23 protein-coding genes and 1 tRNA gene are annotated in these 20,317 nt (G+C 68.9%); 2 read left to right on the forward strand and 22 right to left on the reverse strand.

Going from position 1 to position 20,317, the window contains the following annotated elements; genetic code table 11:
* Nucleotides 1-282 precede the first annotated feature (282 nt).
* Nucleotides 283-3,651 carry a S8 family serine peptidase gene (locus JMO03_RS15880; protein WP_202844718.1) on the forward strand — a complete coding sequence of 1,123 codons (3,369 nt, stop codon included), beginning with the start codon at nucleotides 283-285 and terminating at the stop codon, nucleotides 3,649-3,651.
* Nucleotides 3,652-3,752: 101 nt separating this feature from the next.
* Here the strand turns inward: JMO03_RS15880 and JMO03_RS15885 are convergent, their stop codons facing one another.
* A complete protein-coding gene (locus tag JMO03_RS15885; protein ID WP_202844719.1) occupies nucleotides 3,753-4,649 on the reverse strand; it encodes a GGDEF domain-containing protein in 897 nt (298 codons plus the stop codon).
* Between the two features lie 90 nt (nucleotides 4,650-4,739).
* Between JMO03_RS15885 and JMO03_RS15890 the strand changes: the two genes are divergently transcribed.
* Nucleotides 4,740-7,214, forward strand: coding sequence for a serine/threonine-protein kinase (locus tag JMO03_RS15890; RefSeq protein WP_202844720.1), 2,475 nt, complete (start codon nucleotides 4,740-4,742; stop codon nucleotides 7,212-7,214).
* Nucleotides 7,215-7,226: 12 nt separating this feature from the next.
* Here the strand turns inward: JMO03_RS15890 and JMO03_RS15895 are convergent, their stop codons facing one another.
* From JMO03_RS15895 to JMO03_RS15995, 21 genes are all read right to left on the reverse strand, one after another.
* Nucleotides 7,227-8,093 (reverse strand): DMT family transporter, encoded by an 867-nt coding sequence (locus JMO03_RS15895; RefSeq protein WP_202844929.1) that lies wholly within the window; start codon nucleotides 8,091-8,093, stop codon nucleotides 7,227-7,229.
* Nucleotides 8,094-8,149: 56 nt separating this feature from the next.
* Entirely contained in the window at nucleotides 8,150-9,184 is a 1,035-nt protein-coding gene (gene murB / locus JMO03_RS15900; RefSeq protein WP_202844721.1) for a UDP-N-acetylmuramate dehydrogenase, read from the reverse strand.
* A gap of 7 nt (nucleotides 9,185-9,191) precedes the next feature.
* The gene (locus JMO03_RS15905) at nucleotides 9,192-10,247 is read right to left on the reverse strand and encodes a quinone-dependent dihydroorotate dehydrogenase (protein ID WP_202844722.1); all 1,056 of its coding nucleotides are present in this window, start codon (nucleotides 10,245-10,247) and stop codon (nucleotides 9,192-9,194) included.
* A 1-nt stretch (nucleotide 10,248) separates the two neighbouring features.
* A complete protein-coding gene (locus JMO03_RS15910; protein WP_202844723.1) occupies nucleotides 10,249-10,530 on the reverse strand; it encodes a DUF4190 domain-containing protein in 282 nt (93 codons plus the stop codon).
* A gap of 42 nt (nucleotides 10,531-10,572) precedes the next feature.
* Nucleotides 10,573-11,310, reverse strand: coding sequence for a metallophosphoesterase family protein (locus JMO03_RS15915; RefSeq protein WP_202844724.1), 738 nt, complete (start codon nucleotides 11,308-11,310; stop codon nucleotides 10,573-10,575).
* 19 nt (nucleotides 11,311-11,329) lie between these two features.
* Nucleotides 11,330-12,865, reverse strand: a complete 1,536-nt coding sequence (gene amaB, locus JMO03_RS15920; RefSeq protein WP_202844725.1) for an L-piperidine-6-carboxylate dehydrogenase — start codon at nucleotides 12,863-12,865, stop codon at nucleotides 11,330-11,332.
* A gap of 62 nt (nucleotides 12,866-12,927) precedes the next feature.
* Nucleotides 12,928-13,004, reverse strand: a tRNA-Arg gene (locus tag JMO03_RS15925).
* Nucleotides 13,005-13,571: 567 nt separating this feature from the next.
* Nucleotides 13,572-14,561, reverse strand: a complete 990-nt coding sequence (locus JMO03_RS21540) for a tyrosine-type recombinase/integrase (RefSeq protein ID WP_337926435.1) — start codon at nucleotides 14,559-14,561, stop codon at nucleotides 13,572-13,574.
* A 153-nt stretch (nucleotides 14,562-14,714) separates the two neighbouring features.
* Nucleotides 14,715-14,951 carry a hypothetical protein gene (locus JMO03_RS15935; RefSeq protein WP_202844726.1) on the reverse strand — a complete coding sequence of 79 codons (237 nt, stop codon included), beginning with the start codon at nucleotides 14,949-14,951 and terminating at the stop codon, nucleotides 14,715-14,717.
* Complete coding sequence (locus JMO03_RS15940) at nucleotides 14,944-15,201, reverse strand: hypothetical protein (protein WP_202844727.1); 258 nt, start codon at nucleotides 15,199-15,201, stop codon at nucleotides 14,944-14,946. The genes JMO03_RS15935 and JMO03_RS15940 overlap by 8 nt, the downstream gene beginning before the upstream one ends.
* Entirely contained in the window at nucleotides 15,198-15,689 is a 492-nt protein-coding gene (locus JMO03_RS15945; protein WP_202844728.1) for a hypothetical protein, read from the reverse strand. Before JMO03_RS15945 ends, JMO03_RS15940 begins: the two co-directional genes overlap by 4 nt.
* Nucleotides 15,686-15,994 carry a hypothetical protein gene (locus JMO03_RS15950; protein WP_202844729.1) on the reverse strand — a complete coding sequence of 103 codons (309 nt, stop codon included), beginning with the start codon at nucleotides 15,992-15,994 and terminating at the stop codon, nucleotides 15,686-15,688. Before JMO03_RS15950 ends, JMO03_RS15945 begins: the two co-directional genes overlap by 4 nt.
* The gene (locus JMO03_RS15955; RefSeq protein WP_202844730.1) at nucleotides 15,991-17,160 is read right to left on the reverse strand and encodes a hypothetical protein; all 1,170 of its coding nucleotides are present in this window, start codon (nucleotides 17,158-17,160) and stop codon (nucleotides 15,991-15,993) included. Before JMO03_RS15955 ends, JMO03_RS15950 begins: the two co-directional genes overlap by 4 nt.
* Entirely contained in the window at nucleotides 17,147-17,443 is a 297-nt protein-coding gene (locus tag JMO03_RS15960) for a hypothetical protein (RefSeq protein WP_202844731.1), read from the reverse strand. Before JMO03_RS15960 ends, JMO03_RS15955 begins: the two co-directional genes overlap by 14 nt.
* Nucleotides 17,436-17,879 carry a hypothetical protein gene (locus JMO03_RS15965; protein WP_202844732.1) on the reverse strand — a complete coding sequence of 148 codons (444 nt, stop codon included), beginning with the start codon at nucleotides 17,877-17,879 and terminating at the stop codon, nucleotides 17,436-17,438. The genes JMO03_RS15960 and JMO03_RS15965 overlap by 8 nt, the downstream gene beginning before the upstream one ends.
* The gene (locus tag JMO03_RS15970) at nucleotides 17,876-18,604 is read right to left on the reverse strand and encodes a PD-(D/E)XK nuclease family protein (RefSeq protein WP_202844733.1); all 729 of its coding nucleotides are present in this window, start codon (nucleotides 18,602-18,604) and stop codon (nucleotides 17,876-17,878) included. Before JMO03_RS15970 ends, JMO03_RS15965 begins: the two co-directional genes overlap by 4 nt.
* Nucleotides 18,573-19,193, reverse strand: coding sequence for a phage replication initiation protein, NGO0469 family (locus JMO03_RS15975; RefSeq protein WP_202844734.1), 621 nt, complete (start codon nucleotides 19,191-19,193; stop codon nucleotides 18,573-18,575). The genes JMO03_RS15970 and JMO03_RS15975 overlap by 32 nt, the downstream gene beginning before the upstream one ends.
* A gap of 54 nt (nucleotides 19,194-19,247) precedes the next feature.
* Nucleotides 19,248-19,565 (reverse strand): hypothetical protein, encoded by a 318-nt coding sequence (locus JMO03_RS15980; protein WP_202844735.1) that lies wholly within the window; start codon nucleotides 19,563-19,565, stop codon nucleotides 19,248-19,250.
* Complete coding sequence (locus tag JMO03_RS15985; RefSeq protein WP_202844736.1) at nucleotides 19,562-19,798, reverse strand: hypothetical protein; 237 nt, start codon at nucleotides 19,796-19,798, stop codon at nucleotides 19,562-19,564. Before JMO03_RS15985 ends, JMO03_RS15980 begins: the two co-directional genes overlap by 4 nt.
* The gene (locus JMO03_RS15990; protein WP_202844737.1) at nucleotides 19,785-19,970 is read right to left on the reverse strand and encodes a hypothetical protein; all 186 of its coding nucleotides are present in this window, start codon (nucleotides 19,968-19,970) and stop codon (nucleotides 19,785-19,787) included. Before JMO03_RS15990 ends, JMO03_RS15985 begins: the two co-directional genes overlap by 14 nt.
* The gene (locus tag JMO03_RS15995; protein WP_202844738.1) at nucleotides 19,967-20,293 is read right to left on the reverse strand and encodes a hypothetical protein; all 327 of its coding nucleotides are present in this window, start codon (nucleotides 20,291-20,293) and stop codon (nucleotides 19,967-19,969) included. The genes JMO03_RS15990 and JMO03_RS15995 overlap by 4 nt, the downstream gene beginning before the upstream one ends.
* Nucleotides 20,294-20,317: the final 24 nt, after the last annotated feature.

The raw sequence follows: 20,317 nt of genomic DNA on the forward strand, positions 1-20,317 counted from the left end.
CCGGCTCGCATCCCGCTGGCGAGGCCGGTGAGGCCGTTTCCCGCGGATCGCTGTGCCCCGCCGCCGGCACCGTTGCAACGCGCGGCGACAGGCGTAGAGTGCGGATTGCTGGACACAGGGATGCGCAATCGGACAGGGGCGGTTGTGCGGCGGGAACCCGGACTCCGGGTGCTCCGCCCCGCACGCTCCCCTGCGTCTTCGCAACAGCTTCGGCGAACGGTCCTGGTGGGTCGGGCGGACCGGTCGTCGATTTCCGCGGGAATCGATGTTTCCGGAGGCGGCATGGACGGGAAGACGCGCTGGGGTGTGGCGATCGGGCTGTTGCTGGCCGGCGCAGCGGCATTGGCCGCGGTCGCGGTATCGAACGGGAGCGGCACGGGTCGCGCGCTGGCGGCGGCGGTGCAGTCCCAGGGGGCAGCGTCTGCGGGCGGCAACACGCTTGCGTCGTCGGCGGCGGCCAGCGCGGCGACGGCCTCGCGATCCGGGAGCGACCAGGCTCCCGGCCGCGGCACCTATATCGTCATGTTCCGCGAGCCGGCCGCGGCCGCCTACCGCGGCGGCATCGCGGGGCTGGCGGCGCCCGCCAGCCGCAAGGGCGCCACCGGCGCCGCGCGGCCCGACATGCGCAGCGCGCAGGCGCGCGCCTATGTGCGCTACCTGCAGGATCGCCAGGCGCAGATCGAACGCGACATGGGACGCGCGATCGGCCGGCAGCCGCAGGTGAGCCAGCGCTTCCAGCACGCGATCAACGGCGTCGTGGTCGAGCTCGGCGAGGCCGAGGCCGACCGCATCCGCAGGCTGGCCGACGTGGCGCTGGTGGACGAGTATCGCGAGTACCCGCTCGATACCGATACCGGGCCGGCGCTGATCGGTGCGCCCGCGGTGTGGGACGGGGCCGCGACCGGCGGCAGTACCGGGCACCAGGGCGAGGGCATGGTGTTCGGCATCCTCGATTCCGGCATCAACTTCGGCAGTCCGTCGTTCGACGCGGTCGATCCGGTCGACGGCTACGTGCACGTCAATCCGCTCGGCACCGGAAACCATCTGGGCACCTGCGCGGCCGGCGGCATCGACGAGGGTCGCTGCAACGACAAGCTGATCGGCGGCTACGATTTCGTCTGCGGCGTCCCGGGCAACACCTGCGGCGCGGCCAACATCCGCGAGGAGCCCGGCTTCGGCGACAGCAACGGGCACGGCAGCCACGTCGCCTCGACCGCGGCCGGCAATCGCCGCGACGTGGACATGCTGGGCAACGTCCGCCGCATTTCCGGCGTTGCGCCGCGGGCCAACATCGTGGCCTTCGACATCTGCTACACCAACACCGCGACCGGACAGGGCCTGTGCCCGAACGTGTCGGCGGTGGCGGCGGTGAACCAGGCGATCGCCGACGGCGTCGTCGACGTGATCAACTATTCGATCGGCGGCGGTTCGTCGCCGTGGAGCGAAGCGGTCTCGCAGGCCTTCCTCGGCGCGGTCGATGCCGGCATCTACATCGCCGCCTCGGCGGGCAACAGCGGTCCGGCGCCGAACACGCTGGGCCATGTCGAACCATGGGTGTCCTCGACCGCGTCGGCCCAGCACGGACGCGGCGATTTCGTCGTGGTCCTGGAAGTCACCGGCCCGCAGCCGGTGCCCGAGGCGCTGGCCGCGATCGAGATGAATCCCGGCGGCAGCGGGGTGCAGCAGACCGCTGCGATCCCAGGCACTACGCCGCTGGTGGTCAGCCCCGGCATCGATACGGTCGACGACGGTTGCGCCGCATTCCCGGTCGACACCTTCGCCGGCGCGATCGCGCTCGTGCGCCGCGGCACGTGCTCGTTCTCGATCAAGGTCGACAATGCCGCCGCGGCCGGGGCGGTGGCGACGGTCGTCGCCAACAATGCCGCGGGCGGGATCATTCCCTCGGTGCCCGGGACGACGATCCCGGCCTTCGGCATCCTGCAGGCCGATGGCGATGCGCTGCGCGATTTCGCCGCCGCCAATCCGGCCGTGACCGCAGGCATTCCGTATCCGGCGATCATCCTCGCCAACCAGCCCGACGTGCTGGCGACCTCGAGTTCGCGCGGTCCGGCCGGCACGTTGGACCTGCTCAAGCCCGACGTGACCGCGCCGGGCGTGCGGATCCTGGCCGCGGTGGCCGGGACCACCATCACCGGGTTCGAGAACGACGTGGGCCTGTACAACGGCACTTCGATGGCGTCGCCGCACCAGGCCGGTTCGGCGGGGCTGATCCGGCAGGCACGACCCGCGTGGACGCCGCCTGAGATCAAGTCGGCCCTGGCGATGACCGCCGACCGCACGGTGCTGCTGGAGGACGGTGTCACGCCCGCGGATCCGCATGCCGGCGGCTCCGGCCGCATCCGCGTCGATCGCGCGGTCGCGGCGGGGCTGGTGCTGCACGAGTCGGCGGCGAACTACCTGGCGGCCAATCCGGCCACCGGCGGCGATCCGGCCACGCTCAACCAGCCCAACATGATCCGGCGCAACTGCACGCCGCAGTGCGTGTTCGTGCGTACCTTCCGCAACACGCTGGGCAAGGCGCAGGGCTACCGCGCGCAGGTCGAAGGCCTGCCGGCGCGGGTGACCCCGGCCAACCTCAAGGTGCCGGCGGGTGGCACGGTGTCGGTGCGGGTGGTGGTCGACGGCAGCGCGCTGCCGGCCGATGGCAGCTGGAACTTCGGCCAGCTGGTGTTGTCGCCGGTCGCCGGCAATGCGCAGTCCGCGCCGCCCGCGCTGCACCTGCCGATCGCGGTGATCGTGCCGCCGCCGGTGATCCAGTTGCCCGACCTGGTGTCCCTGGCGCTGCAGTCGGGGCGTTCTGGGCGGGCCACGACCACGGTGACCAATGCCGGCGGTTCGCCGCTGAGCTACGGCTTCGACAATAGCGGCACGGGCATGGCCGTGCTCGCCGATGCGCTGGGACAGAACTCGACCTCTGGTTTTCGCGGTACGCGCTATGCCGATCCCGCGGTCGCCGGGTTCGCGGCCCAGTTCAACGCCGACGACTTCAGCCTGACGGCACCGACGCGGATCCTGTCGCTGCGCGCGGAAGGCTTCGTGGTGAGCGGTTCGGCGCTGGCGGCGGTCTCGCCGACCCTCACCTGGGCGATCTACCCGGATGCGGGCGGGCTGCCGTCGGGCGATCCGCTGCGCTCGCCCGGCGCGGCGGCCTGGACCTACACGGCGGCGACGAATGCACCGGGCGTGGATACCACCGGCGCGGCGATCACGCTCGACCTCGCCGCCGCTGGCCAGTCCGTCGATCTCGCCCCGGGACGCTACTGGCTGCTGGTGCACACCAACTCGACGTTCGCCAACCGCTGGGCCTGGTACGCGTCCGCGTCGCTGGGCAGCGGCGGTTTCGCCGGGCTCAACGTGAGCACCGCAGGCGTCGGCAGCTGGGCGGCGAACACCGCGTTCCCGGGCCTGTCGATGCGGATCGTAGGCGAAGTGGCCTGCGGCGCGCCGTGGATCGGCGCGGTGAATCCGCCGATGGGCACGCTGGCGGCGGGCGCTGCGCGCGCGTCGAGCATGGCGGTGGCCAGCGCGGGCCTGCCGGTGGGCGCGCATGATGCGTTCTACTGCGTCGGCAGCAACGATCCGGTCAAGCCGAAAGTGGCCGGTGCGATCCGGTTGACGGTGACGCCGTGATGCCCGGCAGCACGGTCTGAAACGCATCGCGAGGGGCCGGGCAACCGGCTCTTCGCGCTTCCGCCGGTCGCACAGCGCGCAGGGCCATCCGGCGCAGCCGCTCAGTCGGTGATGCAGACCCGGTTGCGGCCTTCGTGCTTGGCGCGGTACAGCGCCGCGTCCGCGGCCGCCAGCAGCAGCGAGCGGGTGCCGCCCGGGAGCGCCAGGGAGGCGACCCCGACGCTGACCGTGATCCGCTGCGGCACCCCGCCCGCCGAGAATGTCGCCTCCGCGACCGCGGCCCGCAACCGCTCGGCCAGCGCCTGCGCGGCGGCGGACCCGCCCTCGGGCAGGAGCACCGCGAACTCCTCGCCCCCGATGCGCGCGGCGATGTCCTCGCCACGCACGTGCTGCCGCACGATCGCGGCGATGTGGCGCAGCACCTCGTCGCCGGCGATGTGGCCGTAGGTGTCGTTCACCGGCTTGAACAGGTCGACATCGACGATGCACAGCGCCAGCGCGCGGTCGTGGCGCAGCGCGCGGGCGATCTCCTTGTCGAGGATCTCCATGAAGTGGCGACGGTTGCACAGGTCGGTCAGCGCGTCGTGGGTGGCGAGCTGGTAGATCTCTTCGTGGTAGCGCGCCTCGACGTTGCTCTGGCCGATGAACTTGAGCAGGCTCTCGCCGATCACGATGTGGTCGCCGTCGACCAGCGTCGCCTCTTCGACAGGCAGATCGTTGACCCGGGTCTTGTTGGTCGCGCCGAGGTCGCGGATGCGATACGCCCCGCCGTCGAACCAGATCCGGCAGTGCTCGCGCGAAACGCTCTTGTGGCTGATGACGAGGTCGGCTTCCTGCGAGCGGCCCACCAGCAGCGGCGCGTCGCCCAGGTCGATGCGCCGGCCCAGGCCTTCGCCGAGGATCACCACGATGCACGCCGTACGCGGTCCCGGCCGGTGCGGACCGCCGCTGAGCAACGTGCGCTGCGTGGTGTTGGCCGGATCGTCGGAGGCGGACATGGCGGCGACAGCAGGTGGCCTGCCAGTGTACCGGAGCCGCCAGCCCTTTCCGCTACCATGGGCGATGCCACGGGGCCGACAGGGGGCGCCATGACGATCGACGAGCGGGATCCGGACCGGACCGAACTGCTGGAAACGCGTGCGCCGGCCGGCGCGGTCGCCAGCGGCGACAGCCTCGCGCGCGGCACCCGCCTGGGCCGTTACCGCGTCGACGTGCTGCTCGGCCGCGGCGGCATGGGCGAGGTCTATCGCGCCGAGCAGCTCGAGCCGGTGCGCCGGACGGTGGCGCTGAAGCTGCTGCGCGGGCGCACGCTCGATGCGCGGCGCAAGGCGCATTTCGAGATCGAACGTCAGGTGCTGGCGCAGATGCGGCATCCGGCGATCGCGCAGATCTACGACGCCGACACCACCGCCGACGGACATCCGTTCTTCGCGATGGAGTTCATCGACGGGCAGCCGATCGTCGCCTACTGCGAGGCGAGGGCACTGCCGCTGGCGCGCAGGCTGGAACTGTTCATCGAAGTCTGCGAAGGCGTGCAGCACGCGCACCAGAAGGGCGTGATCCATCGCGACCTCAAGCCGGGCAACCTGCTGGTCGACGAGGTGGACGGCCGCGCGCATCCGAAGATCATCGATTTCGGCATCGCCACCGCGTCCAGCCTGGCAGGTACGCACGAGGTCGCGGGCACCCCGGACTACATGAGTCCGGAGCAGGCCGCCGGCGATCCCGCGTTGCTCGACACCCGCAGCGACGTCTATTCGCTGGGCGTGGTGCTGTGCGAACTGCTCACCGGCCAACGCCCCACCGTGGCGGGGGAGACGGTGACAGACCGCAGCCGCACGCTGCGCCTGCCTTCCGCGCAGCTCGCGACACTGCGGCCTTCGGATGCCGCGCGCATCGCGCAGGCGCGCGGGCAGCGGCTCGGGACGATGCGTCGCCTGCTGCGCGGCGAGCTCGACTGGGTGGTCGCCAAGGCGATGCAGCACGATCGCGGCGATCGCTATGCCTCCGCCGCGGCACTGGCCGACGACCTGCGCCGCTTCCTGTCGGGGCGGCCGGTGCAGGCGGTGCCGGCCTCGCGCCTGTATGCGTGGCGCAAGTTCGCGCGACGCCACCGCCCCGGCATCGCCGCCGCGGTGGTCGCGCTGGCCGCGCTGCTGGGCGGACTGGCCCTGTCGCTGCACGGACTGATGCAGGCGCGGGCGCAACGGGCCATCGCCGAACAGCGCAGCGCGGAGCTGGAGAAGGTGGTCGCGTTCCAGCAGGCGACGCTGGAGGGGATCGACATCGAGGCGATGGGACGCGGCATGGACGAGGCGCTGCGCGCGCAGGTCGCGCGTGCGAACCCCGGCGATGCGCAGGCGTTCACCCGTGAGCTGGATCGCGCCAGCACCACCGACATCGCCCGCCAGTTGCTGGATGGCAACGTGCTCGCCGGAGCCGAGCGCGCGATCGAACGCGACTTCGGCGCGGAACCCGGGCTGGCGGCGGACCTGCGCGAGTCGGTGGCCAGGGTGCGCCTGGCGTTGGGCATGTACGAGGGCGCGGCGGCCGGGTTCGCGCAGGTGGCCGGACATCGCGGCCGCGCGCTCGGCCCGGGGCACCGCCGCACGCTGCAGGCGGTCGAGGGCCAGGCCCTGGCGCTGCTGCGGGCCGGGCAGGCGCAGCAGGCGCAGGACCTGCTGCGCCCCGTGCTGCCGCTGCCTGCCGACTGGTCCGGGACCGACGAGCTGGGCGTACAGCTGGAACTGGCGGAGAGCGAGGCGATCGCCGCGCTGGGTGACCGGGAGCGTGCGCTGACCTTGCAGCGACCGCTGCTCGATCGCCTGGAAGGGAGCCTCGGCCCGGGCCATCCGCTCACCCTGCGGGTGGCCACCAACGTCGCGATCAACGAAGGCGCGACCGGGAATCCGGAGCGTGCGGTGGCGCAATTCCAGCGGATCCTGGCGCTGCAGCTCGAAAGGCACGGCGAGGACCACGACGAGACCCGGCGGGCGATGGGCAACCTCGCCGCGTTCCACGCCGATGCCGGCGATTTCCAGGCCGCGAGCGAACTCAACCGGCGGCTGGTGGGGATCAACACCCGCCTGCTCGGCGCCAACCATCCGACCACGCTCAGCAACCGCTCCAACCTCGCCACCGACCTCTCCGACCTCGGCCGCCTCGACGAGGCCTGGCCGGAGCTCAACGCGGTGGTGGACGCGCGCGCGCGGGTGCTGGGGCCCGACCATCCGCAGACCCTGCGTTCGCAACTGGCCCGTGCCTCGCTGCTGGCGAAGATGGGGCGCAGCGCGGAAGCCGAGCGGGCATTCCGCGACCTCATCGACGCGCGCACGCGCGTGCTCGGCGCGGACCATCCCGACACGCTGGCGGCCCGTATCCGGCTCGCCGACCTGTTCGCCGCGACCGCACGCACCGGGCAGGCGCTGGCGCTGCTGGAGGCGCTGCAGCGGCAGGCGCGCGCCGCGGGCGGTCCGGCGCTGCGTTTCGCGGACCAGGCCGCGAGCCTCGCGGCGGAACTCCGCGGCACCGCGCAGGCGGACGCGCCGGCGGCACTGCGTTAGTCCGCTTCGGCGTCACTCGCCGGGTTTCGCCGCCTCCACCGGGGCCTGCGTCGCCGAACGGCGCAGCAGCATCGTCTCGCGGTGGGCGATATAGCCGTTGGCGCCGAGCACGATCGCCGCGCCGGCCAAGGTCCAGGCATCGATCGTCTCGCCGAACAGCCACCAGCCGAACACCACCAGCACCGGCAACTGCACGAAGCTGATCGGCTGCAGCGCCGAGACCTCGCCCAGCGCGATCGCGCGCGTCCACAGCAGTTGCCCGAACGTGCCCATCACGCCGGTCGCCCCCAGCCACAACCAGGCCGTCGGCCCGGGCCACACCCACTGGAACAGCGCGGGCACCAGCGACATCGGCACCCAGAACACGTAGGTGTAGAACACCACCGTGTCCGGCGCGTCGAAGCGCGAAAGCTGCTTGATCTGCAGCGCGACGATGCCGCTGAAGAACGCGCCGAGCAGCGCGACGATCATGCCCGGCGTGAAGCCGGTGCCCGGCCGCAGGATCACCATCACCCCGAGGAAGCCGGCCGCCACCGCCAGCCAGCGGCGGATGCGGACGTTCTCGTTCAACCACAACGCGGCGCCGATGGTGACGAACAGCGGCGTCGCGTACGACAGCGACACCGCCTGCGCCAGCGGCAGGTGCCCCACCGCCCAGAAGCCGCACAGCATCGCCGCCAGCCCGATGCTGGTGCGCACCAGATAGCGTCCGACGTGGCGGGTGCGGGGCAGCGCGCGGCCGCGCCGCAGGATCAGCGGCATCAGCGCAGCGAGGCCGAACAGGTTGCGGAAGAACGCGATCTCGGTGGTCGGCACCGTCGCCGTGGCGTAACGGATCGCCAGCGCCATCATCGCGAACGACAGCGTGCTGCCCAGCATCAGCAGCGCGGCGCGGCCGTACACCGAGGACGGCCACCAGCGGGAGAGCACGCCGTTCACCAGTGGTCGCCGACGATGCGCGGCTCGGGCTCGAGCGCCACGCCGAAGCGTTCCGACACCGAGGCCGCGATCCACCGCGCCAGTGCGAGCAGCTGCGCGCCGGTGGCCGCGCCATGGTTGACCAGCACCAGCGCGTGCTGCGTGGACACGCCGGCGTCGCCGTCGCGATGGCCTTTCCAGCCGCAGGCGTCGATCAGCCACGCGGCCGACAGCTTGCGGCTGCGCTCGTCGACACCCGGGAACACCGGCAGCCGGGGATGCGCGTCGGCGAGCGCCTGCGCTTGCGCCAGCGGCACGATCGGGTTCTTGAAGAAGCTGCCCGCATTGCCGATCGCGGCAGGATCGGGCAACTTGCTCCGGCGCAGGGCGCAGACCGCGTCGAACACTCGTGCAGGGGTGGGCGCGGCGAGGCCGTCCGCGGCCAGTGCCTCGCGCACGCCGGCGTAGTCGATGCGCACCGCCGGCGTGCGCGACAGCCTGAACTCAACGGCGGTGACGATGAAGCGGTCGCGCTCGCGCTTGAACAGGCTGTCGCGGTAGCCGAGCGCGCATTCGTCGCGGGACAGGCGCCGGCTGCGTCCTGTGGCGGGTTCGAGGGCCTCGACCGCGTGCACGAATTCGCGCACCTCGACGCCGTAGGCGCCGATGTTCTGGATCGGCGCCGCGCCGACGGTGCCCGGGATCAGCGCGAGGTTCTCCATGCCGTACAGGCCATGGTCGAGGGTCCAGCGCACGAATCCGTGCCAGTCCGCGCCGGCGTCGGCGCGGACGATCGCGTACGCGCCATCCTCGGCGAGGATGCGCAGGCTGGCGGCGCGCAGCGACAGCACCGCGCCTTCGGGATCGCCGGCGAACAGCAGGTTGCTGCCGCCGCCGAGCACCAGCAGGGGACCGGCGGGCAGGGCGGCGAGCGCATCGGCGAGCCGGGCCGCTTCGTCGAGCTCCAGCAGCAGCGGCGCGCGCGCGGAAACGCCGAAGGTGTTGCGCGCGCGCAGGTCGGCGCCACGGGTCACGCGCCAGGCGTCGCTCATCGCCGGCTCACAGGTTCGGCAGGTTGCCGCGGCTCGGGGCTTCCTTGCGCCGGCGGATGGCCTCCACGCATTCCCCGATCAGTCCGGATCCGCGGTAGACCAGCCCGGTGTACACCTGCACCAGCGATGCGCCCGCGGCCATCTTCTTGACCGCGTCCGCGCCGGAGAGGATGCCGCCGACGCCCACCAGCGGGATCGCCTCGGGCATGCGCGTGCGCAGCATGCGCAGGACCGCGGTGGACTTGTTCATCAGCGGCTCGCCGGACAGGCCGCCGGTCTCGCGCGATTGCGGATCGTCCTGCACCGAGATGCGCGACACGGTGGTGTTGGTGGCGATCACGCCGTCGACCTGCAGGTCGGCCAGTACCCGCGCGGCCGCGTGCACGTCGTCGTCGGACATGTCCGGCGCGATCTTGACCAGCATCGGCACCCGCTTGCCGTGCTTCGCGCCGAGCCGTTCCTGCGCCTCGCGCAGGGTGCCGACCAGGCGCCGCAGCGCCTGTTCCTCCTGCAGCTCGCGCAGGCCGGCGGTGTTGGGCGAGGAGATGTTGACGGTCACGTAGTCCGCCAGCGGGTACACCCGCTCCAGGCAGTGCAGGTAGTCGCGGTCGGCCGACTCGTTGGGCGTGTCCTTGTTCTTGCCGATGTTGATGCCGAGCGGACCGCCGCGCACGCGCACGCGCTCGACGTTGCGCACCAGCGCATCGACGCCGTCGTTGTTGAAGCCGAGCCGGTTGATCAGGGCGCGGTAGCGCGGCAGCCGGAACAGGCGCGGCTGCGGGTTGCCCGGCTGCGGGCGCGGCGTGACCGTGCCGATCTCGACGAAGCCGAAGCCGAGCGCGAACAGCGCGTCGACGTGCGCGCCGTTCTTGTCGAGTCCGGCGGCGAGACCGACCGGATTGGGAAAAGTCAGTCCGAATGCGTTCGTCGGGAACGGGCGCGGCCGCGGGCCGAGCAGGCGCGACAGGCCGAGGCCATGCAGCGTGTCCAGCGAGCGCAGCCCGAACGCGTGCGCGCGCTCGGCTTCCAGCCCGAACAGCAGCGGTCGCACCAGGCCGTACATCTCAGGTGTTGAACCCCAGCCAGACCAGGCCGCCGAAGAACACGAGCAGCACGAAGATGCCGATCACGCTGAAGGCGAGCATCGCGTAGCCCAGGACCAGGCCGGCGATCGCGAGGCCGTCGCCTTCCATCCGCTCGGGCTCGCGTCGGATCTCGCCGCGTGCCAGGTGGCCGGTGACGATCGCGACGATGCTGCCGATCCACGGCACCAGGGTCCAGCCGAGGATGCCGGAGATCAGGCTGGTGATGGCGAGGGCGCTGGTCTGGCGGGCGGTGGTATTCATGGGGCGGTACTCCCGGCGCATGGCCGAACCGGTGGGGGGAAGTCAGGGCGACAGGCAGCCGCAGCGCAGCGCTTCCACCCACTCGTCGCAGCCACGCGCCCGCGCCAGGCCGGCGGCCGGGGCAGGATCGTAGTCGACGGCGAGCAGTTCCGCGCGCCAGCTGCCGCTGTCGCGCTGCAGCATCGCATATCGCGCCGCGGGAGTCCCGCTCTGCATCACGTGCGGCCATGGCTGGCGGCCGCGGAACGCCTGCAGGCCGACGCTGCCGGGATTGACACACAGGCGGCCGTCGTCCAGCCGGAGCGCACGCGGCACGTGGGTATGCCCGCACAGGACCACGGACGCGTCGATATCGCCGAGCGCGGCGGCGACTTCATCCGGGCGCGCGGCGCGTGCGCCGTCGGGGTCGACCCGTTCCAGCAGATAGCCCAGGTCGCTCTCCGGCGTGCCGTGCAGCAGGTACACCCCGTCCAGCCGCGCCTGCGCGGGCAGGGCGGCGATCCATGCCAGCTGTTCCGGCGCCAGCGCCGCGCGTGCCAGGCGGTCGGATTCGCCCATCGCGGCGACGTCATCGCCCAGCAGCTGGCGCTCGTGGTTGCCGCCGATGGTCAGCGCCGGCGTGGCCATCAGCAGGGCCACCGTCTCCGCCGGCCACAGCGGGCCGGAAGCGAGGTCGCCGAGGTTGACGATCGCGTCGCAACCGCGTCGGCGGATGTCGGCCAGCACGGCCTGCAGCGCGTGCAGGTTGCCGTGGACGTCCGAGATCGCGGCGATGCGCATGGTGCGTGCGCCTGCGGGGTCAGAGGTCGAACTTGATGCCCTGGGCGAGCGGCAGCGCGTCGGAGTAGTTGATGGTGTTGGTCTGGCGCCGCATGTAGGCCTTCCATGCGTCCGAACCCGACTCGCGGCCGCCGCCGGTCTCCTTCTCGCCGCCGAAGGCGCCGCCGATCTCCGCGCCCGAGGTGCCGATGTTGACGTTGGCGATGCCGCAATCCGAGCCCGAGGCGGCGAGAAAGGCCTCGGTGCGCTTGAGGTTGGTGGTGAAGATCGCCGACGACAGGCCCTGCGGCACCGCGTTCTGCATGTCGATGGCGTCGTCGAGCTCGCGGTACTTCATCACGTACAGGATCGGGGCGAAGGTTTCGTGCTGGACGATGTCGGCGTCGTTCGACAGGCCGGTGACCAGGGTCGGCAGCACGAAGTAGCCCTTGCGGTCGGTCAGCGCGGCGCCGCCGGTCTCGATGGTGCCGCCGGCCGCCCTGGCCTTCTCCACGGCGTCGAGGTAGGCCTCGACCGCATCGCTGCTGTTGAGCGGACCCATCAGGTTGGCCGGATCGGTCGGGTCGCCGATCTTCTTGCCGACCTGTTCGTAGGCGGCGACCAGCCTGGCCAGCACGTCGTCGTAGATGGACTCGTGGACGAACAGGCGGCGCGTGCTGGTGCAGCGCTGGCCGGCGGTGCCGACCGCGCCGAACACGATGGCCGGGATCGCGAGCTTCAGGTCGGCGGTCTCGTCGACGATGATCGCGTTGTTGCCGCCCAGTTCCAGCAGGCTGCGGCCCATGCGGCGCGCGACGCGCTCGCCGACCTGGCGGCCGACCTTCGTGGAACCGGTGAAGCTGACCAGCGCGATGCGCCTGTCGTCGACGAACTGCCGCGCGAGCTCGGTGCCGCCGTCGTTGAACAGGAAGAAGATGTCCGGGAAGCCGCCCTTGCGCAGCGCCTCGTTGCAGATCTTCATCGACGCGATCGCCGACAGCGGCGTCTTCGGCGACGGCTTCCAGATGCAGATGTCGCCGCACACGCCGGCGACGAACGCATTCCACGCCCACACCGCGACCGGGAAGTTGAACGCGCTGATGATCCCGACCAGGCCGATCGGGTGCCACTGCTCGTACATGCGGTGGCCGGGGCGCTCGCTGTGCATGGTCAGGCCGTAGAGCTGGCGCGACAGGCCGACGGCGAACTCGCCGATGTCGATCATCTCCTGCACCTCGCCGTCGCCCTCGGGCTTGGACTTGCCCATCTCCAGCGCGACCAGCGAACCGAGCGCGTCCTTGTGTGCGCGCAACGCATCCGCGCACAGGCGGATCGCCTCGCCGCGGCGCGGTGCCGGGGTGGTGCGCCAGACCTTGAACGCGGCCTGCGCGCGTTCGACGATCAGCGCGTAGTCGGCTTGCGACGAGGCCCGCACCCGGCCCAGCACCTCGCCGGTGGTGGGGTTGACCGGCTCGAGCACGCCGGCGTCGGCGGTCTTCGACCACTCGCCGTTGCCGAGGTAGGTGCCGGATTCGTCGGCGCCGAGGCCGAGCGCGGTGAGGACGGGGTGGGTCATGGCGATGGGAACTCCTGTGCGCCGCGGGGCCGCGGGGCGGCACGGTCGGCTCGTGTGAAGGGTGGCGCCCCCGGCGCGATTCGAACGCACGACCTTCCCCTTAGGAGGGGGACGCTCTATCCAGCTGAGCTACGGGGGCTTGTTTAAAATCAACCTGTTACGTTTGGCTGTGCTTTTTTACTGTGCTATCGTTTAGCAATGGGCCTATACCTTCAGCACCTTTCAGAGCCGGACGACGGCATGAGGCTGATCGCCTCAGCAAAGAGCTACACGATGTACCAGCGCGCCAACGGCACATGGTACGTAAACTTTCGCGCGGGCGGGAGGCAGGTCAGGCTATCGACAGGGCGAAACGCATACGAGGAAGCTCGCGCACTTGTGGAGACTTTCCGCGCCGCCCCCGTTAAAGATGCGCGACCGGTTGACGACAAGCACCTTTACCGGATGATCGAACGCGCTAGATACAAGCATCGGAATAAGGCAACTCCGTTCGGTTTGACCATTGGCCTGCTTCGCGAGATTGCCGGAAGATGCAAGGGCCACTGCGAGGTAACCGGCCATGCGCTGGAGGATTCTGGCCCATTCCGCCCGTCCCTAGACCGAATAGTCCCCGAGCTTGGGTACGTCCCCGGGAACGTTCGGATCGTGTGTCTCATCACCAATACCGGCATGCTTCATTACGGTGAGGCGGCTTTCGCCGAGCTTGCTATTGCCTACTGCCGGAACCGCGGGCTTTTGCCGCCCGCCCCCAGCCAGCCATCGAATTGACCGCAGCCCGTCCGTAGTCCGGGGCGTGGTGGGCGTATTGCTCCGTGACCGTGATGGACGAATGCCCGGCCAGCCGCTTGATTTCGTGCAGGCTGACCCCCGACTGCGCCAGTGACGTACAGAAGGTGTGCCGGAGCCAGTGCAGGGAGCCGCCCACGCCCACGTAATCGGCGTCTGCACGGAACCAGTCGCCCAACGTGTCCTTGTGACACTCGACCAGTAGGTCGCCGCCTAGCGCCCGCAGAGCGCGCTTGGCGTAGGGGTTAAGCGGGATCGCCCGCCACTTGCCCGACTTCGTACGGCCCTCGGCCGACGACTCCACCAGCAGGACGCCATCGCGGCAGTCCTCGCGTCTAGCTTTCACCATCTCCCCCCGTCTGACCCCCGTTGCCGCCATGAACACCCAGGCCGCGCCGTGGCGCGTGCCCGCCAGCTTGCGTAGTTGTTCGGGCCGAAAGTAGGGCGGCGCTCGACTCGTGAGGCTCTTGGGGATGTTAACCCCCTCCATTGGGCTCAGGGCCAGCGTGCGCTGCTTCACGGCACGCCGGAACGCGGCGCGTGCCAGCTTGAGGGCTTTCTCGGCTTGGCCCTTGGCGGTCTGTCTGTGCGCCCACGCCTCGATCATGGCGGCGGGCAGCCCCTCGGCGGGGAGTCGGTCGAACTGTGCACGGAAGGGCTTGAGGGCGCTCAGGGCGCGCCTGTACGTCGTGGGGCGGGCGTCCCTGTACCAGTCGAGGTAGCCGTCCAGCACGACCCCCACGGCGACGCCACGGGTGGGTGTGATTAGCCCGTGGAGCTGGGCCTCTTTCTCGGCACGAAGGGCCTCCGCCTGCCGTCTCTCAATTTGTCCGAGAGAGACCCGGTGCTGCCGGCCGTCAGACCGCCAATTGAGATAGTAGGCGTCGCCGCGCTTGTAGAGGGTTGCCACGGTCGGGAGAGTAGGGCCGCGTCGATGGTGGGGCGATGATAGACCTTCCGGCCGCCGGAGTTGCTGGCCGGCAGCCCCATCTTGCGGAACGCCCACAGGCTGCATTTGGCGTACTCGGCCGCCTCGGGCTCCGTCAGCCAGTCCGAAAACCTCTCACCCACCGCCCGCCTCCCCCGTCAGGGCCTGGCGGGCTTCCCGGCCGTACTTGTCGTGCAGCCACCGCACAGAGCGGCCGACTGCGCCTTGGTAATCGCCCGTCAGCATCCACGGCTGTTGCCAGTGCATGACCACCTGTTCGAGCGCTGCCATCAGCTCCGGTTCGGTCATGTTGCCAATGACCACTCGCATCTCGGCCGGCGTGCACGGGCCGGCGCCAGGGACGTTATCCACGCGACCTCCCCTCCGCGCTGCCGGCGGCATCCAGCGGGACGAGGGCCTGGGTCATGTCCGCGATGTCGGCCGCATCGTTCAACGCTTTGGCGAGCGCTCTCGCATTAGCTGGGGAGATGTACCCGATGCTTACCGAAAGGTCGCCGCCTGCAGACAAGTGAATCGAATCACTCGCGTAGAACGGAACGGTCACGGTTGCGCCTACGTCGGAGGTCAGATCGACGCTGCTGGAATACGGGTCTTCTGTCACGTCGTCTCTCCCGGTTGCGCGGCGTTGGTGGATAGGAGTTCGTCGATCTGCTCAGCGCGCCGCTGGCAATGTCGCGGCCACGTATCGTTTGGCTGCGGACCGTGCGCCCCAGTTCGGCACCACTCCCGATATGCATCCTCGGACAAGCCGAGCGCATGTTCGTAATCGCTACGGCACTCCCGCAACGCCTCCGCCAGCCGCTCGTTGCGTTGCAGTAGTTCCGACTGCTGTTCGCGCCCGGAATCCACCACGCCTCGAAGGAACGCCACATCCGCCCGCAACTCATCCTCCCGTGCCTGCGCGGATGCGAGGGCGGCGGTGACGTTGGCGCGGGCGTATTCCTTGATGCGCTCGAACACAAGCTGCCAACGATGCAGGCGGACAGGTTCGGAAACTCCGTCCAACCGAGCGCACCCGTACTCCCCGAGCGCGTCGATCAATTCCTGCGGCAACGGCAGCAGCGCGACATCCTGCGGGCGGGCGGTCATGGCCGCATTACCTTCACGTCCCAGCCGAAACATTCCCGCACGTCCTGCTGCGCCTGTTCGGTCGTTTGTCCGTTGACGGGCTTGAATGTGATCCCGTCGCCTTCGGGGAAGCACGAGGCCCAATAGCCCCTCTGCCGGAAGGCGTCCATCGCCTCGGAATTTCCGTATTGGCCGGACTTGAAATGAACCCCGCCGCCAACTGGATGGGCGGCTGGGAACTTGCCACCGTTCATGGGGAACGCACCTTCCCATGCCAGGTTGCCCATGCCCTTTCCTTCCATGTAGCCAAAATACTTGATCTTCATGGCTTGCCTCCCGCCGCATCGTCGCCGGGCGGGGTGGCTGCGTGGATCATGCTCTGATAAATGATCGCAACCTTGTTCGGTGAGTTGCCAAACATGATTCCGGCTTCAATCATTTCCCGCGTCGGCTCAACCGGCACCAGCTTCAACCCATCCCCCGGTGCAGATAGGGCGTTGAACAACGCTGCGTGTGCGGCCTGCTTTCCGATGCGGATGTCGAACTCGCCGCCAAGATAGTCGTCTAAACGACGGGCCATCGCTTCTGTCACTCTAGGAAACCCATCCCCCGGCGCGGCTTGGGCGGGCTGCTGGGTGAGGCTGAGCCGCAGGCGATTGAGGTATTCCCCGATGGCCCAATACACGGCCTCAACGGCATCCTCAGCATCAGAATTGTGTGTAGGCCAATCACGATAGCGTGCACGCAGTCTTGCTTCCAATGCCTCCACCCCCACCGGCGCGCTCGGGGGTGCGGCACACGGGCATTTGCCAGAGTCGCGTAGGCCGCGTTCGTAGCCCTTGATTTCCTCGCGCTCCAACGCCAGGCGATGCTGCGTCTCCATGCCTCGCATCGCGCGGTGGCACGCGGCATCTTCTTCCGCGTAGTCCGCTTCCTTTGCCTCCATGCGGCGGTACTCTGCCGGGTCGATCTGGCACGCTGGCAGGTGATGCAACTTCGTGCCGAAGTGACCCGCTGCGGCTTCCTGGTCGGTGAATGCCTCGTCGCAGTGGAAGCAGCGCCACACCTCCCCGCCACCCTCCTGCACGGGCTGCTGCACGCCACCGTTACTTACACCGCCCACGCCCGGCTGAGTAACGGGAGGCTGCGCGGCGGTGAGGGCGAAGACGAATTGCTCCGCTGCACCTGTTGGCGCCCATCTGCCGCGTCCTGTCTTTTCCAGCAGGCCAAGCGTGGTCATGGCATCGAGCATCGGACGCCCTACACCGCAGTCCACCCCCTCGTCTGCGGCTGATAGGCAATGCTCGGTCGCGTGCAACAGCCGGCGCACGGCTTCCGGAATCACATCCACCACGCCCCGCGCCTCGGGCTGCTCGCGCAGGGCTGCGACGATCTCGTCGTAAAGGTCTGCCGGAAGCGATACATCATGGTCCGATAGCATCTCGTCCAGCCGCAGTTTTGCAATGTAGGTCTTGCGATCAACGCTGCCCATGGTCTGATCCTTCCTTGCCGGGAGTAAGTCCGGCTATGTCGATGCTGACCCATCGATCCACGATGTCTTGGAGCAGTTCCGGATGGGTTCCCGCGTCGCGCAGACTTCTGGCATATCCGATGATCGCCGCGCGAGCGTGCGGATCGTGCGTCACGTCCAGCACGAAGTACTCGCAGCCTTCGTGCTTGCCACCGGGCTGGTCGCTGCCGTCCGTTCGGATCACGTCAAACTTGCGATACAGGCCCTGCTCGGTGTTCGGCTTGTCCGGATCACGGTCATTCATGGTCGGCTCCTTTCGGGATCAGAGCGGCGAGTTCGTCGGCCCATCGCTTGGCGTCTCGCGCGCAACCCAGCTGCGCGTCGCTGTCCCAATCTGCTGCCGCACCCTCCATTTCCTCCACCAACCGTTCCAGCGCATCGGCGGGCACGGCGGCGGGTGGGCGGGTGTAGAGTTGATGCCTGCCTGCACAGAGCCGGAAGCGACCCGTCTCGGTTAATCGCAGCGGCGCGTCAGGCCACTCCATCCCTTCGCTTGCTTCGGTCAAGGTCAGCTCCGCAACAACCTCCCCCGCGCTGGCTGCGGTGTGGGCGGCGATGGCGGCGCGCCATGCGTCTTTCGCAAGCTGCTCGGGGTCTTTGGGGCCTCCGCAGCCGTCATATACCGCGTACCACTCGGAAAACGCAGCCTCCGCCGCTGCCGCTTCGTTGTCTGTGGTCATGCTGCTCTCCGCTTGATTCCGTAGTCGAATCCGTAGGCCGCCCGCAGGTGCTTGAACATCTCCCAAGCGTCGTCTAGTTCGGCGTAATGGTGGTGGGCAAAGTCCCCGTGATCCTTGCTGAACCGGCACAGGTGGAAGCCGCCGACCAACACCTGATCCGGGTGGTTCACTTCCCACAGGTGGCGGTAGGCCGCCAGTTGCAGCAGGTAGTCGGAATACACCGCGTTGCTGGTCTTCCAGTCCACCAGACACAGTTGGCCGTCAACGATCCCGATGGCGTCCGGAGTTCCCGCGAACCTGTATTCCTCGCTGATCAGCGGGAGTTCCTGGTGCAGGATTTCCAGCTTGGACATGCGCGCCCAGCGCTGATAGTTGTCGAACGATGATCGAGCCTTCGCCCGCTGGTCGTCGGGGAGTTCGAGGTATGACGCCACCATTTCCGGCTTCCCGCCGTTAATGCTGACCTCGACCATGGCGTGCGCTGCTGTGCCGATATCTGCGGCCTTGGAGGTTTCGGCGTAGAGGCTGGCCGGGGCTTCCTGCCCCAGCGCCTCCATCCGTCCGTGTTCGCGCCCCTGCGAATAGGCCCACTTCATCAGCGCCCCCGAATCCTTGAACCGGGAGAGGATGGTGGTGACGGACGGGATGCGAACCCCGTCCGCCGCGCGGTAGCCTTGCCGTGGCGTAGGCATGTCAGAACGGAATATCGTCGTCGCGGAAGTCATCGCTTCCGGCGTGGGATTCGCTGCCGCCCGGCTTGCTCGGTCGCAACTGTCCCTCGATCTTCTCGCGCAGCCACTTGGGCAACGCTTCCAGTTCCTTCGATCCGCAACTGTCATCGAAGTACAACAGCGGGTTCTCAGCTTCCGGCGGGTCCATGCCCTTGGGCATCTTGCCGATGCCGGCGATGTTGCTGTACGTCTTGCCGCCGCTCTCGGACTCGATGACGGACAGCATGGCCGCCTTGCCCAGCAGGGCCGACACGTCGAACGCCGCAGCCTCATCGTCGGTGAACGCCTTGCCGCGCCAGCCTTCCAGGTGCTTGCGCAGCGTCGCTTTCTCGTTCATGGATGCCGTATAAAAGCTACCGATGGTCAGCGGCCCCTCGACTTGCTTGCCGTCCTTTTCGTACTCGACTCGCTCGGCGGGAATCTCGAAGCGCACGTAAATCTTCCGCTTCGGCGCCGGGAATGCCTGGGAGCCGGGTTGCAGGCCGCAGTCGGCCACAAGGTTGCACACGGCGATATGGGAGCCTGCCGGTGCGCGCTTGAAGTCGCCGCCACCGGAGCCGCCAACAGGGAGTGTCAAAGCCATTTCATCACCTTCATTCAGAGATATGCCCGGAACCTGCCGGGACAGGTCGCAGCCTTAGCGGGCCGCTGCGACTCGGCCGTCTTGCATCTCGTCGCGCTCATACTCGGCACCGTCCCTGTAGAGCGGGATCGGCGTGTCCGTGTAAGCGTCGAACGGGTCATAAGAAACCCCATCCGCCAGCGCGCTACGGGATGCGGCTGCTTCTGACTGGCGGCGGGGGTTGAAACGGGCGCGCACTTCGTCTGCTGTCGGCACTCGGCCGTTCACGGTTAGGCGGGACTGCGCGATGTAGAACTCGCGGTTGCAGGACAGCAGCTTGTGGGCGCTGTCTGCGTACTCTGCGAACCCGTTGGTCGCGGCGAACAGGCTCACGGAATCCGCCCAAGGAAGGCTTGGTTGCGCGTGACCTTGCCGCTTGCCTTCGCGTTGCGCTTGATCTTGCGAAGCTCTGCCTGAGCGTGCTCCAGCGTGATCTCGCCAGAATGCACGCGCTGCATTAGCGTCTTGCGCACATCCATGCTGTCGGCCACTTGCCCAGCCGCTTCGGCCTCCTTCAACGAAGCCTTGCGTTCCTGTGCCGTCCAGAATGCGTCACCCTTCGCCATTGTGTTTCTCCTGTTCCATCGGCACCGGAGCATCCGGAACCGGCTTGTAGTCATCGGGGAATTGCGCGGCATAGCCCGGATTGCAGTATTGGCAGCCGTCGCCGACCATGAACTGGCGGAACGTGCATTCGCATTTGTCGGGCCTACGCCGCGTGGAGCTTTCGATTCTCACGCCCGCTTCCTCCCATGCCAGCCCCGCATTTCGTCGTCGGCTTGCTCCGCCTTCCGGATCGCGTCCTCGCACCGCTGCGCCAGCTCCACCATTTCCCGTTGCAGCTTGTTGCGGGCGTAGATGTCCTGATAGCCGGTGATGTAGTCGCCGAGGATCTCGGCCGCGCTGGATAGGAGTTCCTCGGCCATGTTCTCGGCCAGCCATGTGCCGGTTTCGTTCCGGCACTCCAGCACTGAGCCGGTGGACTCGGGTTCGTTCTGCGGATCGCCTGGGCCGGTCAAATCCCCCGGACCCTTCGTCGTGTACTTCGGCTGAGCGTTCATTGGTCTCCGTCCTCCGTCTTTGAC

It is taken from the genome of Luteimonas saliphila, from assembly GCF_016774335.1.
Lineage (GTDB): Bacteria > Pseudomonadota > Gammaproteobacteria > Xanthomonadales > Xanthomonadaceae > Luteimonas > Luteimonas saliphila.

What these genes read in the sequence shown, in the direction of transcription:
- JMO03_RS15985 (WP_202844736.1), bottom strand. Translation starts at nt 19,798, where the DNA reads ATGGCGAAGGGTGACGCATTCTGGACGGCACAGGAACGCAAGGCTTCG.
- JMO03_RS15955 (WP_202844730.1), bottom strand. Translation starts at nt 17,160, where the DNA reads ATGGGCAGCGTTGATCGCAAGACCTACATTGCAAAACTGCGGCTGGAC.
- JMO03_RS15915 (WP_202844724.1), bottom strand. Translation starts at nt 11,310, where the DNA reads ATGCGCATCGCCGCGATCTCGGACGTCCACGGCAACCTGCACGCGCTG.
- JMO03_RS15880 (WP_202844718.1), top strand. Translation starts at nt 283, where the DNA reads ATGGACGGGAAGACGCGCTGGGGTGTGGCGATCGGGCTGTTGCTGGCC.
- JMO03_RS15960 (WP_202844731.1), bottom strand. Translation starts at nt 17,443, where the DNA reads ATGAATGACCGTGATCCGGACAAGCCGAACACCGAGCAGGGCCTGTAT.
- JMO03_RS15910 (WP_202844723.1), bottom strand. Translation starts at nt 10,530, where the DNA reads ATGAATACCACCGCCCGCCAGACCAGCGCCCTCGCCATCACCAGCCTG.
- JMO03_RS15970 (WP_202844733.1), bottom strand. Translation starts at nt 18,604, where the DNA reads ATGACTTCCGCGACGACGATATTCCGTTCTGACATGCCTACGCCACGG.
- JMO03_RS15895 (WP_202844929.1), bottom strand. Translation starts at nt 8,093, where the DNA reads ATGCTGGGCAGCACGCTGTCGTTCGCGATGATGGCGCTGGCGATCCGT.
- JMO03_RS15950 (WP_202844729.1), bottom strand. Translation starts at nt 15,994, where the DNA reads ATGAAGATCAAGTATTTTGGCTACATGGAAGGAAAGGGCATGGGCAAC.
- JMO03_RS15885 (WP_202844719.1), bottom strand. Translation starts at nt 4,649, where the DNA reads ATGTCCGCCTCCGACGATCCGGCCAACACCACGCAGCGCACGTTGCTC.
- JMO03_RS15965 (WP_202844732.1), bottom strand. Translation starts at nt 17,879, where the DNA reads ATGACCACAGACAACGAAGCGGCAGCGGCGGAGGCTGCGTTTTCCGAG.
- JMO03_RS15905 (WP_202844722.1), bottom strand. Translation starts at nt 10,247, where the DNA reads ATGTACGGCCTGGTGCGACCGCTGCTGTTCGGGCTGGAAGCCGAGCGC.
- murB (WP_202844721.1), bottom strand. Translation starts at nt 9,184, where the DNA reads ATGAGCGACGCCTGGCGCGTGACCCGTGGCGCCGACCTGCGCGCGCGC.
- JMO03_RS15945 (WP_202844728.1), bottom strand. Translation starts at nt 15,689, where the DNA reads ATGACCGCCCGCCCGCAGGATGTCGCGCTGCTGCCGTTGCCGCAGGAA.
- amaB (WP_202844725.1), bottom strand. Translation starts at nt 12,865, where the DNA reads ATGACCCACCCCGTCCTCACCGCGCTCGGCCTCGGCGCCGACGAATCC.
- JMO03_RS15890 (WP_202844720.1), top strand. Translation starts at nt 4,740, where the DNA reads ATGACGATCGACGAGCGGGATCCGGACCGGACCGAACTGCTGGAAACG.
- JMO03_RS15995 (WP_202844738.1), bottom strand. Translation starts at nt 20,293, where the DNA reads ATGAACGCTCAGCCGAAGTACACGACGAAGGGTCCGGGGGATTTGACC.
- JMO03_RS15975 (WP_202844734.1), bottom strand. Translation starts at nt 19,193, where the DNA reads ATGGCTTTGACACTCCCTGTTGGCGGCTCCGGTGGCGGCGACTTCAAG.